The organism is Paraburkholderia guartelaensis, from assembly GCF_004353905.1.
Taxonomy (GTDB): domain Bacteria; phylum Pseudomonadota; class Gammaproteobacteria; order Burkholderiales; family Burkholderiaceae; genus Paraburkholderia; species Paraburkholderia guartelaensis.
In genome coordinates this window covers 1-1,711 of sequence record NZ_SMOD01000140.1, presented here as the reverse complement: position 1 = coordinate 1,711, position 1,711 = coordinate 1, and the positions used below count along the sequence as shown (strand labels likewise).

3 protein-coding genes and 1 pseudogene are annotated in these 1,711 nt (G+C 55.5%); 3 read left to right on the top strand and 1 reads right to left on the bottom strand.

Annotated features, from left to right (window positions below; translation table 11 throughout):
* The 3 genes and pseudogenes from E1N52_RS43605 to E1N52_RS43595 all read left to right on the top strand — a co-directional run.
* Positions 1-229 (top strand): transposase (locus E1N52_RS43605; RefSeq protein ID WP_133184843.1); only part of this gene is annotated, 229 nt, incomplete at its 5' end.
* 1 nt (position 230) lies between these two features.
* The gene (locus E1N52_RS43600; RefSeq protein ID WP_246089480.1) at positions 231-689 is read left to right on the top strand and encodes a transposase; all 459 of its coding nucleotides are present in this window, start codon (positions 231-233) and stop codon (positions 687-689) included.
* A gap of 488 nt (positions 690-1,177) precedes the next feature.
* A pseudogene (locus E1N52_RS43595) lies at positions 1,178-1,405 on the top strand (IS5/IS1182 family transposase); the annotation flags it as partial.
* On the opposite strand, the gene E1N52_RS43590 reads toward E1N52_RS43595, so the two are convergent.
* Positions 1,293-1,711, bottom strand: a 419-nt coding sequence (locus tag E1N52_RS43590) for an SWIM zinc finger family protein (RefSeq protein ID WP_484217457.1), incomplete at its 5' end; no start/stop codon positions are given. The pseudogene E1N52_RS43595 and the gene E1N52_RS43590 sit on opposite strands and share 113 nt — an antisense overlap.

Below are 1,711 nucleotides of genomic sequence, written 5' to 3'. Positions count from 1 at the left end.
GCGCAAAGTGATCTACACGACCAACGCCATTGAAAGCGTGAACGCCCAGCTACGCAAGATCGTCAAGACGCGTGGGCACTTCCCCACGGACGAGGCCGCGACCAAACTGCTGTGGCTGGCCTTGCGCAATATCACGGCTGACTGGAGCCGTGCCGCACATGACTGGAAAGCCGCGATGAACCAGTTCGCGATCCTCTACGAGGATCGCTTCACCAGGAATCATTTGTAGAATGCAATTGATGACCTGCCAGACGGCAGGTTTTTATCTGCCTTGCACACAAAAATTCAGACACTTCCAGCAACGCGTTCGCCTGCGTGAGCTGGTTCAGTACAACCTGCGCTCCGTACGGGCCTGGCTGCTCAAGGAGCAGTTCCAGCAACTCTGGGAATACAGCTCGCCCACATGGGCCGGCAAGTTCATTGATCAATGGTGTACTGACGTCATGCGCTCACGTATCGAGCCAATGAAGAAGTTTGCCCGCACGGTGCGCTCGCACCGAGAGCTGATTCTCAACTATTTCCGGGCAAGAAGACAGTTCTCCAGCGGGGTGGTCGAGGGCTTGAACAATAAGGCAAAAGTGACTATGAGAAAAGCGTACGGTTTCCGAACCTTCAAGGCGACAGAAATCGCGCTTTATCATGCACTTGGAAAACTACCCGAGCCTCCGAGCGCCCATAGTTTTTACTGACGAACCAAATTTTTACATACAGATCTGGGCTTTGTCACGGAATGACGTCATACTTCGATGCCTATTTTGGCAAGTTTCTTGTTACCTCAAGAGGGCCGATTAGTCATTGGACCGCCGCTTTTCATCCGTTGCCAGAACCCATGTTAGTTGAATCAGGGCAGTACTATCATTTGAGAGTTGATAAAACAGGGTTGATCGAGCTGATATGAGGACATGAAGTATCGTCATCGTGCGCTCGTGTCCAACCGATGGATTCGGCCGGTAAACGCAATACCAAGTTCGCCCTGAAGCACTGTGGCCGCAGGTGACCAACTGCTGCGAAGCGTACGACGGTCTCGGTTATAGATAGATAGTCGGGTCTAAATAGTCGGTCCTGCATAGGGTAGCCGCGTAGGCGCAGCAAGACGCTGGAGGGAGATCGAGAATTGGCGAACTCCCAGAAACGATATTCATCTGATCGATTTTCTGGAAGTTTGCGAGCCACGCCGATGAGCACGCCCGACTTTTTCCGCAGCCGTCTGGACACGATGATCGATCTTCGTCACCCACTGGCGGTGTTGGCCTCGCGCATGCCGTGGGCGTCCATTGAGGCGACGCTGTCGCCTATGTTTGAGCGCCGTGTGCGTGAAGGTCGTGTTCTGGAGGGTGCGGATCTGTTCGGTGCGACGACGCGCACTCGGCACTCAACGCCCGCCACTGTTTCTCCAGGCAGGCTGTGACATCGATTTCGATCTCGTACAGGCTGGACCCCATGACCTGTGCACGGATCCTGCCCGTCGAAATCTGCAGATCGATCACCGAACCATTGCGCACATAGGTGCGACCGCGTGGCAGGCGACTGGCGTAGTCGCTGTAGTGCTCCAGGTTATCGCACCATGCCTTGCCCCAGAAGGTCTTCGCAATAGCCCCACGATAGGGCGCGATGGGCGACAGCGACTTGCCAGCCTTGATCGCTCTCGCAACCAGCTGTTGCGCCTGCTTTCTGCGCTCGGCCACCGGGACGTAGGGGTTCCATCCGGCGT